Origin of the sequence: Mesorhizobium sp. WSM4983, assembly GCF_029625765.1 — a bacterium.
Lineage (GTDB): Bacteria > Pseudomonadota > Alphaproteobacteria > Rhizobiales > Rhizobiaceae > Mesorhizobium.
In genome coordinates this window covers 1-243 of the sequence record NZ_JARTVM010000059.1, presented here as the reverse complement: position 1 = coordinate 243, position 243 = coordinate 1, and the positions used below count along the sequence as shown (strand labels likewise).

General features: G+C 61.3%; 1 pseudogene. It reads left to right on the top strand.

The features are described from left to right. Positions 1–243, top strand: a pseudogene (locus P9254_RS28930) (recombinase RecT); the annotation flags it as partial.

The window sequence follows — 243 nt, the reverse complement described above, 5'->3', positions numbered from 1 at the left end:
AGGTTGACCAGAAGCGGTTCAACTATGTGGTCGGCGACACAGAGAAGCTGGAGCATGAGCCGCTTCTGTTCGGCGACAAGGGTGATCCGGTGGCCGCCTATGCGATCGCCAGCATGAAGGACGGAACGATCATCCGCGAGTTCATGGATGCTGGCGAGATCGACAAGGTTCGTCGCTCTGGCGCCTCGCAGCTGAACTTCACGCAGGGCCAGCGCCCCACGGTCTCGGATCAGCCGAAGGGCA